Below are 14,273 nucleotides of genomic sequence, written 5' to 3' on the forward strand. Positions count from 1 at the left end.
CTACGCCTTCGGCTTCGCTCAGACAGTCAGCGCCCCCGTTTTTATTTTGAATCTTCCGTCCCGAGAACCCTTCCGCAAGGGGCTTCATACGGGGGACGAAGGTCAAAACAGAAGGTATCCCCATGCCTGCAGTCAATCTAGCCTTCGTAGGGTGCGGTTGAGCGTAGCGAAACGCACCGTTCCGGCGTCGGGGCAACCCTGATGCGATTCGCTGCGCTCATCGGCATCCTACCCTTAGCGCCCGCTTGCGGGCGCGGAACGCCATGGCCGTAGGCCGCGCGTGCCCAAGGTGTCCGAAGACCTAGCCTCCGTCCATAAGCACAATCGCCGGGACAGCCGTTGTCTTGACCTTCACCCCCGTTGTCGTCGCGCCGAGTGGAGAGGGTTTTCGCGGGAAGAGAGGCGCTGACTGTTTGAGCGAAGCCGAAGGCGCAGCGAGTTTCAGCGCCGCCCGCGAAAACCCTCGGAGCGAGGGAAACCCCGGCACAGCGGGCCGGGGTCGCGGCAGTCGGGCGTGTTTCTTGGGTACTTCTTTGCACGAGCAAAGAAGTACCTCGCGGCGCCTCGCGAGTGAGCGCACGGCAGTATGCGGACCGAAGCCACCGTAAACACTGAAAGACGAACCAGGCCCAGCCTCAACGGCCCCGGACAGGTGCGCCACACGCCGGGCGCTGGCGATCAGTCGCGGTCCTCGAACCAGAGGATCAGCCGCGCATGATGCTTCGGCTGCCCCTCGACTCCGCGCCCCGGGCGCAGGTCGTACTCCTCGAAGGCCGTCTTGAGCGTCTCGCTCTCCTCCAGCCACTCTTCGGTCATCCGCAGGATCAGAGTGGTCGGCGACGGCCGATGCACCGCCGGATGGAAGCGTTGCGAGATCATCCCGGGCAGCGGGGGTTCCGGCTCGGACCGAAAGCCGTCGTCGTCGCGGAAACGCTCCCAGGCCGTCTCCAGCAAGGCGATTGCGTTGTCGCGATCACCACTGTCGCGCGTCGAATCCCAGTCACGCAGCCCCTGGGCAACATAGGCGTAATCGTTCAGCGTCGCCTCACCGGCATCCTCGCTCGGGAGGCCCATCAGCGTCGGCAACTCATCAGGCGACTCGGCCACCTCCAGCAACCACGAGCGCACGGCCTCTCCGGCCTCCTCGAAGCGCTCGTCGTGGTCCGCCGCCAGCGCCAGCGCAGACAGCAGGAGCCCGTGCGCCCCGGTCAGGACCTTTTCGTCGCGCGGCAGACCGCGCTCCTCGCGAGCCTGGATCAGGGCCTCGCGGCCTCTGTCCACCTGCTCCTGCACCACCTCCTCGTCGAGCTCGAAGCGCTCGGCCAGTTGCGTGATGGAATCGCCTCCACGCGGCAGGTATCCGAGGTCGAACACCGAGGCGCCTTCCATCCCGAAATAGGCCCGCACCAGTTCCGGGTTCTCGTGATCCGCCAGCGCCGCGTCGAGATCCTCCTCCGGCCACAGGTATGCGCCGCCCTCGCGCCCCTGCTCGTCGATAGCCGAAAGACTGGCGGCGAACCCACGAAAGCCATCGGGACCGACGTCGGCCTGTTCGCCCAGATCATCCTCGCGCAGGGCCATGTCGCGCTTCACGAAATCGAGATTCTCCAGGCCGATATCGATCCAGTCGTCACGATCGAAATGCGTACCCGCCTTGAGGTAAAGCCAGGCCAGCTGGGCCTGGTCCTCCAGCATCACCTCGAAATGTGGCTCGTCCCAGTCCGGCGACTCGGAATAACGAAAGAACCCGCCACCCAGTACGTCACGCAATCCGGACCCGCCCATCTCGTCCAAGGTGATCTCGAGAAACTCCGGGACCCAGTTCGGCGCCTTGCCGGCCTGCTCGGCTTCGAGCATCGCGCGCAGCCACGGCGAGTGCGGAAACTTGGTTGAACTCCCGAACCCACCCTGGAGGTCATCGGCCTCGCGTTCCATCGCGTTCCAGAGGACCTGCGGCAGACGCGCCGCCCGGCTGTCGGACATGGGCTCTTCGCCCTTGCGCAGCTGCTCGGAGAGCTCGTCACTGCCGCGTCGGGCGAGATCCAGAAGCCGGTCATAGTCGGCCTCGAGGCGGTCGGCAATGCCATCCAGGAACTCCGCGAACTGATCACGCGGGGCATACACCACACCGGTCAGCGCGTACCCCTCGGGCGTGACCACCACGTTCAGGGGCCAGCCAGTCGCCCCGGCGGTGGCGCGCTGAAACTCGAGCAGATAGGTATCGAGCGCACCGTTCACCTCGCGATCGACCTTGACCGGGATGAAATGCTCGTTCAGGCGCTCGGCGATGCCTTCGTCCTGGAAGCTCTCCTCCTGCATGACGTGGCAGTAATAGCAGGAGTAATACCCACTCGAGATCAATAACGGGCGCTGTTCCTCGCGGGCTTTCTCCAGCAGCGCAGGATCCCAGGCACGCCACTTTACCGGGTCGTCGACATGCAATCGGAGGTACGGGGAAATACTTTCTGCCATTTCGGGATTGGCCTGCACCGGCATGGCCACAGCCCAGGACAGGGCTGTAATCACGGCCAGCATAGAACCTCCCCGAATGACCGGATGTCGCGCTCTGTGTCCGTCCTGCGGCATTGTTCGCCTCCGTATGGGATCCTTTGCCCTATTAGGGGACTAAACCCCGTTCGGGTTCATTCCAACAGACCCCCCCCATGAAGGCCTGGTGGCCAATCGCGGGGGGAGCGGTCGAGGCCGGGGTTGACGGCAACCATCAGTACGGCCGATGCTCGGCCCGAATACGCAGTACATGATCCGTACAGATGCTGTACAATTAACCTATGGCCAGCGCGACACAATTGGGCACATCCGAACAGGAAGGTCTTTATCCCATCCGCCACGTGTGCGCGGAGACCGGGATCAATGACGTCACTCTGCGCGCCTGGGAGCGTCGCTACGGGCTGATTCGCCCGATGCGCACCCCCAAGGGTCATCGGCTATACAGCGCAGACGACATTGCCCGCATCAAGCGCATCCTGGAGCTGCTCGATCAGGGGATTCCGGTCTCCCAGGTCCATCGTGTCCTGGCCAGCGAAAGCGCAACGGTGGAACCGCCCCCCTCGTCGCATACCCAATCCGAAGCATCCGCCAGCCGCAATCGCACGGGCACCAGCAAACCCGGTATCGCCCCTCACACGCTCGACCCACTGGCCGAGGCGCTCTATTCCTCTGCCGCGGAACTGGACACGGCTCAGCTGGAGAGGACCTACGCGCGCCTGGTTATGCGCCACGGCTGGAACGGCGTGCATGAAAGCGCCTTTCTCGAGGTCTATCGGCGCCTGCGGGAAGAATCGCGGCACTCGCCCGAAGGCGAGGTTCGCCTGGCGGTTTTCGCGGCCTGGGCCACCGCGGCCTTTGCCGATCAGCTGCGCGCAGCGATCCGGGCCTGCGAAGGTCCCGCGATCCCCTGCCTGGTCCTGGGCGGCGGGCACCAGCAGGTTGGCGGCATGCTCCTGCAACTGGCCTGCGCCCGGCGAGGCCTCAAAACACTGCCCCTGTTTGACGCGACCAGCCCCGAGGCCCTCGAGGCGCTGGTGAAACGCCAGTCCGCGCCTGCCGTGATAATCCACGGCTCCTCGCAGCTGATGCGCTCCCCCGAACTGCCGCGCATCGAGGCTATCCTGAATCGCCCCGGGCCTCGCTGCTATCTGGCGGGTTCCGCGGCGCTCGAACTCTCCCAGGTGAATCACCAGCGCGAAATCGAAGTGTTGCCCGGCGCGCCGCTCGAAGCGGCCGAACTCCTCAGCCGACAACTGCCTCACTGAGCCGGTCCACCACGGCTCGTGGACTCCGGCCAACCTCCGAGCGCGAACGACCACCCGACGAAATTGCTGGTGGTACTCGGCGACCAGCTCGCCCAGCCTCACCCCGTGCAGGAAACCCTGCACCCCTCCCGCGACGCCCTTTGGATGGCCGAGGTGCCGGGCGAATCGCTGCATGTCCCGTCGCACGCCGCCCGTACCGTAATGTTTCTCTCGGCGATGCGCCACTTCGCCCGGCGCCAGCGCGAGGACGGATGGGCGCTGCACTACCATGCCCTGGGCGACCACGGGCATCACACGCTCGAGTCCGCCCTGGAGGCCGATCTGCGCCGCCTGCGTCCGCGCGAAGTTCAGGTCCTGCAACCCGGCGAAGTTCGCGTACAGCGCGAGCTGGAGACGGCCTGCCGCAGAGCCGGGGTCACGCTCACCATCCTGCCCGACCCGCTGTTCCTGGTATCGCTCGAGGCATTTTCCGAGTGGGCCGGGACCCGCAAGCAACTGCGCATGGAGTATTTCTACCGCGACCAGCGCCGCCGTCTTGATGTGCTGATGGATGACGGCGAGCCCGCCGGCGGCCAGTGGAACTTCGACGCCGAGAACCGGGGGCATTTCGGCCGCGAAGGTCCCGGCCTACTGCCCGCACCGAGACGCTTCCCGCCCGACGCCGTCACGCGCGAGGTCATCCAGATCGTCGCCGAGCAGTTGCCCGACCTCCCCGGCCGCTGCGAGGACTTCGACTGGCCAGTCACACCCGCGCATGCGCGCGAGGCGCTGGACGATTTCATCGCCCACCGGCTGCCACACTTCGGTCAGTACCAGGACGCGATGTGGAGCAGCGAGCCCTGGCTGTACCACGCCCGCCTGTCCGCCGCCCTGAATCTGCACCTGCTCAGCCCGCGCGAGGTAATCGCTGCAGCGGAGGACGCCTGGCGCCGTGGCCATGCCCCGCTGGCCGCAGTGGAAGGCTTTGTCCGCCAGATCCTGGGCTGGCGCGAATACGTGCGCGGCCTGTATTTCCATTTCGGCGAGCGCTGGCACGATTGGAACGCGCTCGAAGCCGGGGAACCCCTGCCGGCGCTGTACTGGGATGCCGACACCGAGATGCGCTGCCTGCGCGAAGCCGTCGGACAGACCCTGCGTCTTGGCTATGCCCACCATATCCAGCGCCTGATGGTCACCGGCCTGTTCGCGCAGCTGCTGGGGGTACAACCGACCGCCATTCACGGGTGGTATCTGGGCATCTACGTCGATGCGGTGGAATGGGTGGAGATGCCGAACGTAATCGGCATGTCGCAATACGCCGATGACGGCCGCATGGCCTCCAAGCCCTATGTCGCCACCGGGCGCTACATCCAGCGCATGAGCAACTACTGCACACAGTGTCGCTACCGCCCGACCGAGGCGCTCGGCGACGACGCCTGCCCGTTCACAACCCTCTACTGGGACTTCCTCGATCGCCACCGCGAACGCTTCGCGAATCATCCGCGCACCGCGCTGCAGTGGAAGCACATCGAGAAGATGGACACCGAACGCCTTCAGGCCATTCGCACACAGGCCGCCGCGATCCGCGAACGGCTGCAGCAGGGGGAGCGACTCTGATGCCCGGACCCACCCTCGTCTGGCTGCGCCAGGACCTGCGCCTGGCCGACCAGCCCGCACTGCAAGCCGCCGCCGAACGTGGCGGGCCCGTGATCCCGGTCTTCATTCATGCCCCGGACGAGGACCTGCAGTGGGCCCCCGGGGCCGCCTCCAACTGGTGGCTGCACCACAGCCTGCAGTCGCTCAACGAGGCGCTGAACAAGGCCGGCAGCCCTCTGGTCGTTCGCGCCGGCCCGAGCCTCGACACCCTGCGCGAGCTGGTCGTCGAGACGGGCGCCGAGGCCGTGTACTGGAACCGCGTATACGAACCGGCCCGCGTCCTGCGCGATCAGGGGATCAAGGCCGGGCTGCGTGCCGACGGTCTGGAGGTTCGCAGCTTCAACGCGGCCTTGCTGATCGAGCCCTGGGACGTCGAGACCGGCCAGGGCGGCCCGTACAGGGTCTTCACCCCGTTCTGGCGCGCCTGCCTGCAGCGCGGGATTGAACAGGACCCGCTCCCCGCCCCTTCTCGCCTGCCGGGGCCCGAAAAACCACCGGCCTCCCTGACGCTCGACGACTTGGCACTGCTGCCCCGAATCGACTGGGCCGCCGGCCTGCGCGCCACCTGGGCACCCGGCGAACGCGGCGCCCAGGCACGCCTGGAGCGGTTCCTCGGGCAGTCGATCACAGGCTATGCCGACAGCCGCGACCGCCCCGACCAGGACGGCACCTCCGGGCTGTCACCGCATCTGCATTTTGGCGAGGTTTCGCCGCGGCAAGTGTTGCGCGCCCTGCGCGATGCCGACATCAGCCTGGAGCACAAGGGGCCCGAGTCTTTCGTGCGCGAACTCGGCTGGCGCGACTTTGCGCACCATGTGCTCTATCACTTCCCGCACACGCCGGAACAGCCCCTGAACCCGCGCTTCGAGGATTTCCCGTGGCGCGAATCGGAGGCCGACCTCGCCGCCTGGCAACAGGGCCGCACCGGAATCCCGATCGTGGACGCGGCGATGCGCCAGCTGTGGGAGACCGGCTGGATGCACAACCGCCTGCGCATGGTCGTAGGATCCTTCCTGACCAAGAACCTGCGCCTGCACTGGGGGCACGGCGCCCGCTGGTTCTGGGACACCCTGGTCGACGCCGATCTTGCCTCCAACACTCTGGGCTGGCAGTGGGCCGGTGGCTGCGGCGCCGATGCCGCACCGTATTTCCGGATCTTCAACCCACAACGCCAGGGGGAACAATACGACCCGGACGGCCGATTCGTGCGACGCTTTTTGCCGGTGCTCAAGAAGACCGAAACACGGTATATTCACGCCCCGGGCGCCGGCGGCACCCTGGGCTATCCCGACCCGATCGTCGACCTGAAAGCCAGCCGCCAGGCCGCATTGGAGGCCTTCGAGGCCATCAAGAACACATCAACCAGTCAAACCAAGTCATCCAGCAAGGCCCAGACATGACCTTTTCCGAACGCAACCTGAACTACCCCAAAGGCGTTAGCTACAACTTCAGCCGCCACGACAAGACGACCCCGGTACGCGTGACCCACGAGGGCAAGCAATACGTCGGGCAGGTCCTGAATTCGAAAGCCCCGTACCGCATCCGAGTGACCGAGGAGATCGTCGGGCCCGGCACTGCACGCTTCATCCCGGTGCGCGAGATCCAGGTGCAAAACCTCGAGGGTGTCGAGTACCTGCACAAGGGCTACCACGGGCACTAAATCGCCCGCGCGGGGGCCATCCAACCGCCCCCCCGAAGCAGGCTGGGCATGGGAACTCGTGTGCACACGGGTCCCCATGCCCTAAACTCGAGGCATAGTCACCGCAGAAACCGGCTCTGGGTCGGCAAGGAGCTCGCCATGAAATACCGGCTGATCGGCATGATCGGAACTGTCCTGCTGGCCTTCCTGCTCACGGGTCCGGTGGCGGCGGAAAAGCCCTCCGACGAGCGTGCACTCGCAGGCATCGAACACGGCCAGATCCTCTGGGACATCACCATTGGCGATCCCGAACGCCTGATTGCCCGGCTGAGCGTTATCGAGGAGACCCACGAGGACATGGTGCGCCAGGGTCTGGAACCGAACATGGTGTTCGCGTTTCGCGGTGGTGCCGCCGCGCTGATTGCACGCGACACCGACCACCTGGAGATCGAGGACGTATCGGCGGTACGCCACATCCATGACCGCCTGGCCGACATCCAGGAGCTGGATGGTGTCCACATGGAGGCCTGCTACATCGCCACCCGTCGCTTCGATCTCGGCCAGGACGACCTGATCCCGGGCGTCAATCTGGTGGGCAACACCTTCCTGTCCATCATGGGCTACGAGCAGCAGGGATACACCACTATCCGGATCGACTGACCCAGCACCTCAAATCCCGGTACAATCCGGGTGATTTCGTCTCGCGGCCAGACAGCGCGGGCAAGACACGCAATAACCACCCGGGCACCGGCAACAGCGGCGACGACGCCCGTTGGCATGCGCCCGGCGTTTGCGACAGGGGGGATGGTTGGCTCATCTGGAGATCACGACCTTCGGCACAGTCGGCGTGCGGGTCGAGGGCCGTGATGTGCCCGCCCTGTCCGGCACCAAGCTGGGGCTGTTACTGACCTACCTGGCGGCCGAATGCCCACGGCGCGTGCCACGCCAGGAGCTGGCGCACCTGTTCTGGCCCGAGCTGGACAGCGACAGCGCACGTGTCAACCTGCGCCAGGGGCTATTTCAACTGCGGCGGCAACTGCCGGACCCGCCCGCCGCCCTGCTCGAGGCCACACCGCGCTACGTCCACTTCCAGCTTCAGCCCGGCACCGAGATCGATTTCCTCGCCCTGCACCGCCTGCGGGCCGACCGCAGCCACCTGAGCTGCAACGAACTGGCCGCACAAACTCTCGCGAGTATCCGCCACTACCATGGCCCCTTTCTTGATCCCGTGCGCGCACTCCAGGATCTCCCCGAGCTCGCCGCCTGGGCACAGACACAGCGCGACCACTACTGGTCCCAGCTGCTCCTCCTGATCGAGGAAAATCTCGACGATCTCTGCCACTCCGCAGACGCCGAAGCCCTGCTCACCGAACTCCAGCGACTGCTGGCGATGGAGCCCCATGAAGAGGCCCTGCACCGCCTGGTCATGCTGACCCTGGCCGGCATGGGTAACCGCGAGCGGGCGCTGGAACACTTTGGCCGCCTGGAGCGCCAGGCGGTCGATGGCCCTGGCCACCTGCTGGTGCGAACCCGCGACGAAATCCTGGCCCCAACACCAAAGACACCGGCAACGGTGTCTTCGACTACCACACCCGAAACAGCCTCTCTGCGTGCCGAGCGCCGCCGGGTCACCGTTGTGGCCTGCCTGGTCCAGGCGGACGCCGAGCTTGACGTCGAGCTGCAGAATGAACGCATGCAACACACCCTGGAGCAACTGGACCTGGTCCTGTTGAACCATCGGGGGCATGTGGTTCGGGCCCCTGGCAGCGGCCTCCTCGCCTATTTTGGCTATCCTGCAGGTCGCGAGCAGGCCACCGTCGATGCCGTCCACGCCGCCTGGCAAGTCCTGCAAACAGCCCCGAGCGACTGCGAGCTGCGCATAAGCGTCGATACCGACCTCATCGTAACCGGGGTCGACCCGGACACCCCCGACCCCGCTGGCCTGCTCAGCCAGCGCGCACAGGCTCTGGCACGTTCGACCGACACGGGGACGCTCGTGGTCTCGCCATCCGTGCACCAGCGCGTCTCGGGGTATTTTCTGTTCAGCCCTCACGCAGGCACGGGAGTACTCGAAGGAAGCCAGCGCGTCACCGGCGACCCCGGCCCCCTGGATCGCGTCGATGCCCAGCACGCCCGAGGTGGCCTCACTCCTCTGGCAGGACGCACAGAGGAGCTTGAGCGCCTGCACATGATCTGGCGCCAGACACTCGAACATCACAAACCACACTATGTACTGATTCAGGGTGAAGCCGGCCTGGGCAAGAGCCGTCTCGCACGACACCTCGACGAGCGCATCCGCGGCCAGGCGCGCTCGCGCTTCCTGCTGAAGTGCCGCGAGGACCGCGCGCGGCACTTGTTGACGCCCGTGCGTCAAGCGTTCGCCACCTGGCTTGGGCTCGGCAGCATGAATGCCAGCCGCCAGCGCCGACTGGCACATGCCCTCGGCACCGCTCGGTCACTCGATGCGGACATCGCCGACGCCCTGGCGCACTGGCTCACACACCCGGACAGCAACGGCCTCGAAGCACTGGCCGCGCAGGGTCTCGACCGGGATCACATCATTGACGTCCTCGTCGAACTCGCCCGGCGCCGAGCCCAACGAGGCCCCATCCTGCTGATCTGCGACGACCTGCACTGGATGGATTCCGGCACGGCCGAATTCCTCCGACGCCTGTATCAGCGCCTGCATGACCGCCCGTTGCTGACCCTGCTCACGGCCCGCATGAGTTTTCGCTCCAACTGGCGCGATATCCCGCTCGAGCACCTGCGACTGCACGCCCTGCCCGACCAGGCTGCACATGAACTCATCGAGCGTTGCGACACCCAGCATCGCCTGACGACACACCTGCGCGAACAACTCATCGAGCGCGGCGAGGGCGTCCCGCTTTTTCTCGAGGAGCTGACGCGCTACACCCTCGAAGCGGCGCGCACCGGGACCCTGCCCGACACCTTGCCGCCCGGGCTGGCTAATCTGCTGGTGGCACGTCTGGAACAAACCGGGACCGCGCGTGACCTGGCCCACGCCGCGGCCGTAATCGGACGCGATTTTGATACGCGCATCCTGAGTCACCTCCTGGAGCAGCCGGCCGACGTGATCCGCCGCCAACTCAGCCGCCTCACCGGCCGCGGATTCATCGAGCCGGTCGGCGTCCTGGACGGTGTGCGCTACCGGTTCCGTCACGCGCTGTTTCAGCAGGCCGCCTACGAATCCATGCTGGTGGCCGAACGAACGCGTCTTCACGGCCGCCTGGCCGATCTCCTGCGTGACGATGGAGGCACAAGCAGTATCGACTGGGGCCAGGTGGCCAGCCATCTCTATCACGCCGGGCGTGTGGAGGAGGCGGTGCCCGCCTGGCTCGAGGCGGGAGAGGCGGCGTTCGCCCGGGGCATGCTGCTGGAGGCCTCGCACTACTTCGAAGACGCGCTCAGCTGCCTCGATCGCGAGCTGGGTGAGCGGGAACCGTCGGAAGAACGCGATGCGCAGACCCAGCGAGCCCTGGGCGGACTGGGTGCCTCAAACCTCGCCTTGCTGGGATACGGCTCGCGCACAGTGCACGCGATCTTTGAGCGTACGCTGGGCATCACCGCGCCCCAGCGAGACGCGGTGCAGTACTTCCGTGTGCTCTGGGGGCTTTGGCACGGTGCCGGATCCTGGCATGGCTTTGATGAAGCCCACCGCCTGGCCAACGACATGGAACAGGTCGCAGAGCAGTCGAACGACCGCCTGCTACGGATCGCCGCTCACTATGTACAAGGCAACACGCACTTCTGGAGTGGCCAGCTGCCGCTGGCGCTGGAACACCAGACCCAGGCGCTCGCCCTGTACCGCGAAGACGACCACCCACACCTGGTCGCGCGCCACACCGAAAACCCTGCGATCAGCTCACGCGGCTTCATGGCCTGGACGCTCCTCTTCTTCGGCAACCACGCTCGCGCGTGGGATGAAATGGATGCGGCCTGCGCCGAGGCCACAGCGCTGGAACACCGCCCCACCGAGGCCTTTGTCTACGCCTTCCGGGCAGCGCTTGGCTTCTTCGCCGACGACCCTGACGAAGCCCTGACCTCCGCCCGCCGCGCGCTCGCGATTGCCGAGGACTATGACTATCCCCTCTGGCGGGCCTCAGGCCTGGCACTACAGCACTGGGCTCTCGCGCGCCAGGGCGACCCCTCGGCTGTGGCTCCACTCCGGGAACAGGCAGATGCATTGCGCCACATCATGGATGGCGTCAGCACCATCTTTCAGCTCTTCCTGCTCGACGCCCTGCATGCAACCGGCGCCAAGCCCTCGGAACGCCTGCAGATCGCCACCGATACACTGACCAACTGCCTGAAACGAGGGGATCACGGCTTCGAACCCGCCATCCGGCGACTGCGGGCGCATGCGCTACTGGAACGCAGCGACGGCACCGACAACGAGGGCTGGCAGGAGCTGGAGCGGGCACGACGTCTGGCCCACGACCACGGCAACCCGAATATCGAACGATTAACCCTGCTCGACTATGCCCGCTTTGCTCGCGATGACGTCTGGCGCCAGTGGAGCGAACGCGAACTCCTGCGCATCAACCACTGCATCATCCCCCGACGACACCCATCCGAGCAGGCGCTGCAGCAAAACCCGCAGCTCGCCTGAACCGGTCCCGCGCCAGCACGGGTACCGGCGCGCACAAAAGAAAAGGCCCGAACCTTTCGATTCGGGCCTTCTCGGAATAATGGCGTCCCCACGGGGATTCGAACCCCGGTCGCCGCCGTGAAAGGGCGGTGTCCTAGGCCTCTAGACGATGGGGACGCAGAGGCAACGTCTTGTTGCTAGTTTGGCGGGCCCTGGGGCCGGCCGCTTCTGTGACCTCCGGCGGTCTCACGATAAATGATCGTGGTTACAACACCGGTAAACACCAGAAGAAATCCGATCGGAACCGCCGCAATCAGGGGCTTGGACCAGGTTTGCTCCCCGGTGAACATCAGCCCGAAACCGCCGAACAGCCCAACCACTGCAATCACCAGACCCACCCAGATGGATATAACCCCAAAACGATGCATCGGTGAACTCGCTTACACCCGAATTTGGTGGAGCCAGGCGGGATCGAACCGCCGACCTCCTGCATGCCATGCAGGCGCTCTCCCAGCTGAGCTATGGCCCCGTGTCAGGCGAGCGCGTACTGTAGCCAGCACCCCCTGGAGTGTCAACCCGCTTCCGCCGAAATTTTCTTCAGCGCCCGCTCGATCCGAGCCAGTGATCGCTCACGCCCAATCAGCACCAGGGTGTCGTCGATCGGCGGCGATACTGTGCCGCCGGTCAGGGCCACACGCAGCGGCTGCGCGACCTTGCCCAGCTTGAGATCCAGCCGCTCGCCGGTGTGCACCACGACCTCGTGCAGAGGCTCCTTCTCCCAGGCTCCCAGCGCACTGAAACCGTCATGCAGCGTCTGCAGCACCGGGAGTGCTTCGGCGGTGAGCTGCTTGCGCGCGGCCTTCTCGTCGTAGTCCTCGAACTCGCGGTAGAAGTACACGCTGTTCTCGGCCATCTCGCGAAGGGTACGCGCCCGCTCGCGCTGAGCGATCACCACGTCGCGCATCGCCGGGCCGCTGGACGGATCGATACCCAACTGACCCAGGTGCCAGCCGAACTCCAACGCCACATGGTCCGGGTCCAGGGTCTTGATGTAGTGCTGGTTGAGCCAGAGGAGCTTGTCCGGGTTGATCGCCGAGGCGGACTGGTTGACGTCCTCGATATCGAACAGGCGCACCAGTTCGTCCACCGAGAAGATCTCCTGGTCGCCGTGGGCCCAGCCCAGGCGCACCAGATAATTCAGCAGGGCCTCCGGCAGATAGCCCTCGTCGCGGTACTGCATCACCGAGACCGCCCCGTGGCGCTTGGACAGCTTGGCACCGTCCGGGCCCATGATCATCGGCAGGTGGCCGTAGCGCGGCGGTTCCACGTCCAGCGCCTTCAGGATGTTGATCTGGCGCGGGGTGTTGTTCAAGTGGTCATCGCCACGGACCACATGGGTGATCCCCATATCCATGTCGTCGACCACCACCGTCAGGTTGTAGGTTGGCGAGCCGTCGGAGCGGGCGATGATCAAGTCGTCCAGCTCGCTGTTCTGGAACGCGACCTTGCCGCGCACCATGTCGTCGACGATGGTTACCCCCTCGTCCGGCGTGCGAAAACGGATTACCGGCTCCACGCCCTCGCGCGGCTCGGTGCGCGCGCGGCAGCGACCGTCGTAGCGCGGCTTTTCCTTGCGCGCCTTCTGCTCCTCGCGCATCGCATCCAACTCTTCCTTCGTGCAGTAGCAGCGATAGGCGTGACCTGCGGCCATCAGCTGGTCGATTACCTCCTTGTACCGATCAAAACGCTCCGTCTGATAGAACGGCCCGTGATCGTAAGTCAGCCCCAGCCAGTTCATCCCCTCAAGGATCGCGTTGACCGATTCCGCATTGCTGCGCTCCAGATCGGTGTCTTCGATGCGCAGCACGAACTCGCCACCGTGGTGACGCGCATACAGCCAGGAGAACAGCGCGGTGCGGGCACCGCCAATATGGAGATAGCCGGTCGGACTGGGGGCAAAACGGGTACGAAAAGTCATGCGAAGCACTCGTTCCTGAGGAAAGTGGAATTTGAAGGCGCCTAGGGTAGCAGAACGCCGCGGGGCTGCCGCAGGGACCGCGGTCTATACTGGAGTTGGGACCACACGGATGCCCGAACGCGGGCCAAAGGAGCCTTCATGAATCCCACGCTCACCCGACTTTCCACGTTACTGGCACTGACCGGCGGCCTGGCGCTGGCCGGGAATGCCATGGCGACCGACCGCATTGCGCCACCGGACGGGGCCGAGGTTTATTTCATCAGTCCACAGGATGGCGAAACGCTCGAAAGTCCAGTGCGTGTCCAGATGGGCCTGCGCGGCATGGGTGTCGCGCCGGCCGGCGTGGAGATGGACAACACCGGCCACCACCACCTGCTGGTGAACAAGCCACTCGACGAGGTGGACCTGGATGCCTCGCTGCCCTTCTCCGACCACAAGCGTCATTTCGGTGGTGGACAGACCGAGGGCGAGCTGGAACTGGAACCCGGCGAGTACACCCTGCAGTTGCTGTTCATGGACTACCGCCACATTAGCTTCGACCCACCGGTTGTGTCCGAAAAGATCACTATCACGGTCGAATAAACGCACCCACGAAAAAGCCCCCTCCGTCTCCGGAGGGGGCTTGTAACACCCGATCCC

General features: G+C 65.5%; 10 protein-coding genes and 2 tRNA genes. 7 read left to right on the forward strand and 5 right to left on the reverse strand.

Translation table 11 applies throughout. The features are described from left to right. Window positions 1-678: 678 nt before the first annotated feature. Window positions 679-2,535 carry a thioredoxin domain-containing protein gene (locus G015_RS0104665; RefSeq protein ID WP_020146244.1) on the reverse strand — a complete coding sequence of 619 codons (1,857 nt, stop codon included), beginning with the start codon at window positions 2,533-2,535 and terminating at the stop codon, window positions 679-681. Window positions 2,536-2,789: 254 nt separating this feature from the next. Here G015_RS0104665 and G015_RS0104670 point away from each other — a divergent pair, with 254 nt between their 5' ends. From G015_RS0104670 to G015_RS0104695, 6 genes are all read left to right on the forward strand, one after another. Further along, a complete protein-coding gene (locus G015_RS0104670) occupies window positions 2,790-3,773 on the forward strand; it encodes a MerR family transcriptional regulator (protein ID WP_038038618.1) in 984 nt (327 codons plus the stop codon). A 63-nt stretch (window positions 3,774-3,836) separates the two neighbouring features. Beyond that, window positions 3,837-5,369, forward strand: a complete 1,533-nt coding sequence (locus G015_RS0104675; protein ID WP_018138737.1) for a cryptochrome/photolyase family protein — start codon at window positions 3,837-3,839, stop codon at window positions 5,367-5,369. Beyond that, window positions 5,369-6,808, forward strand: a complete 1,440-nt coding sequence (locus tag G015_RS0104680; RefSeq protein ID WP_020146246.1) for a deoxyribodipyrimidine photo-lyase — start codon at window positions 5,369-5,371, stop codon at window positions 6,806-6,808. Before G015_RS0104675 ends, G015_RS0104680 begins: the two co-directional genes overlap by 1 nt. Beyond that, entirely contained in the window at window positions 6,805-7,068 is a 264-nt protein-coding gene (locus G015_RS0104685; RefSeq protein ID WP_018138735.1) for a hypothetical protein, read from the forward strand. Before G015_RS0104680 ends, G015_RS0104685 begins: the two co-directional genes overlap by 4 nt. A 138-nt stretch (window positions 7,069-7,206) precedes the next feature. Further along, window positions 7,207-7,707, forward strand: coding sequence for a hypothetical protein (locus G015_RS0104690; protein WP_018138734.1), 501 nt, complete (start codon window positions 7,207-7,209; stop codon window positions 7,705-7,707). 148 nt (window positions 7,708-7,855) lie between these two features. Beyond that, window positions 7,856-11,677, forward strand: a complete 3,822-nt coding sequence (locus G015_RS0104695; RefSeq protein ID WP_020146247.1) for an AAA family ATPase — start codon at window positions 7,856-7,858, stop codon at window positions 11,675-11,677. 80 nt (window positions 11,678-11,757) lie between these two features. On the opposite strand, the gene G015_RS0104700 is transcribed toward G015_RS0104695, so the two are convergent. The 4 genes from G015_RS0104700 to gltX form a co-directional block, all read right to left on the reverse strand. Beyond that, a tRNA-Glu gene (locus G015_RS0104700) sits at window positions 11,758-11,833 on the reverse strand. A gap of 20 nt (window positions 11,834-11,853) precedes the next feature. Beyond that, on the reverse strand, window positions 11,854-12,084 hold the full coding sequence (locus tag G015_RS0104705; protein WP_012982227.1) for a hypothetical protein: 231 nt from the start codon (window positions 12,082-12,084) through the stop codon (window positions 11,854-11,856). 25 nt (window positions 12,085-12,109) lie between these two features. Then, a tRNA-Ala gene (locus tag G015_RS0104710) sits at window positions 12,110-12,185 on the reverse strand. A 42-nt stretch (window positions 12,186-12,227) separates the two neighbouring features. Next, the gene (gltX, locus tag G015_RS0104715; RefSeq protein WP_018138732.1) at window positions 12,228-13,634 is read right to left on the reverse strand and encodes a glutamate--tRNA ligase; all 1,407 of its coding nucleotides are present in this window, start codon (window positions 13,632-13,634) and stop codon (window positions 12,228-12,230) included. Window positions 13,635-13,772: 138 nt separating this feature from the next. Between gltX and G015_RS0104720 the strand changes: the two genes are divergently transcribed. Continuing rightward, the gene (locus G015_RS0104720) at window positions 13,773-14,216 is read left to right on the forward strand and encodes a DUF4399 domain-containing protein (RefSeq protein WP_018138731.1); all 444 of its coding nucleotides are present in this window, start codon (window positions 13,773-13,775) and stop codon (window positions 14,214-14,216) included. Window positions 14,217-14,273: the final 57 nt, after the last annotated feature.

Origin of the sequence: Thioalkalivibrio sp. ALJ15 (genome assembly GCF_000383695.1) — a bacterium.
In the GTDB taxonomy this organism is placed as follows: Bacteria; Pseudomonadota; Gammaproteobacteria; order Ectothiorhodospirales; family Ectothiorhodospiraceae; genus Thioalkalivibrio.

Coding starts and splice junctions, on each gene's coding strand:
- G015_RS0104690 (WP_018138734.1), top strand. CDS start 7,207: ATGAAATACCGGCTGATCGGCATGATCGGAACTGTCCTGCTGGCCTTC.
- gltX (WP_018138732.1), bottom strand. CDS start 13,634: ATGACTTTTCGTACCCGTTTTGCCCCCAGTCCGACCGGCTATCTCCAT.
- G015_RS0104680 (WP_020146246.1), top strand. CDS start 5,369: ATGCCCGGACCCACCCTCGTCTGGCTGCGCCAGGACCTGCGCCTGGCC.
- G015_RS0104685 (WP_018138735.1), top strand. CDS start 6,805: ATGACCTTTTCCGAACGCAACCTGAACTACCCCAAAGGCGTTAGCTAC.
- G015_RS0104670 (WP_038038618.1), top strand. CDS start 2,790: ATGGCCAGCGCGACACAATTGGGCACATCCGAACAGGAAGGTCTTTAT.
- G015_RS0104705 (WP_012982227.1), bottom strand. CDS start 12,084: ATGCATCGTTTTGGGGTTATATCCATCTGGGTGGGTCTGGTGATTGCA.
- G015_RS0104720 (WP_018138731.1), top strand. CDS start 13,773: ATGAATCCCACGCTCACCCGACTTTCCACGTTACTGGCACTGACCGGC.
- G015_RS0104665 (WP_020146244.1), bottom strand. CDS start 2,535: ATGCTGGCCGTGATTACAGCCCTGTCCTGGGCTGTGGCCATGCCGGTG.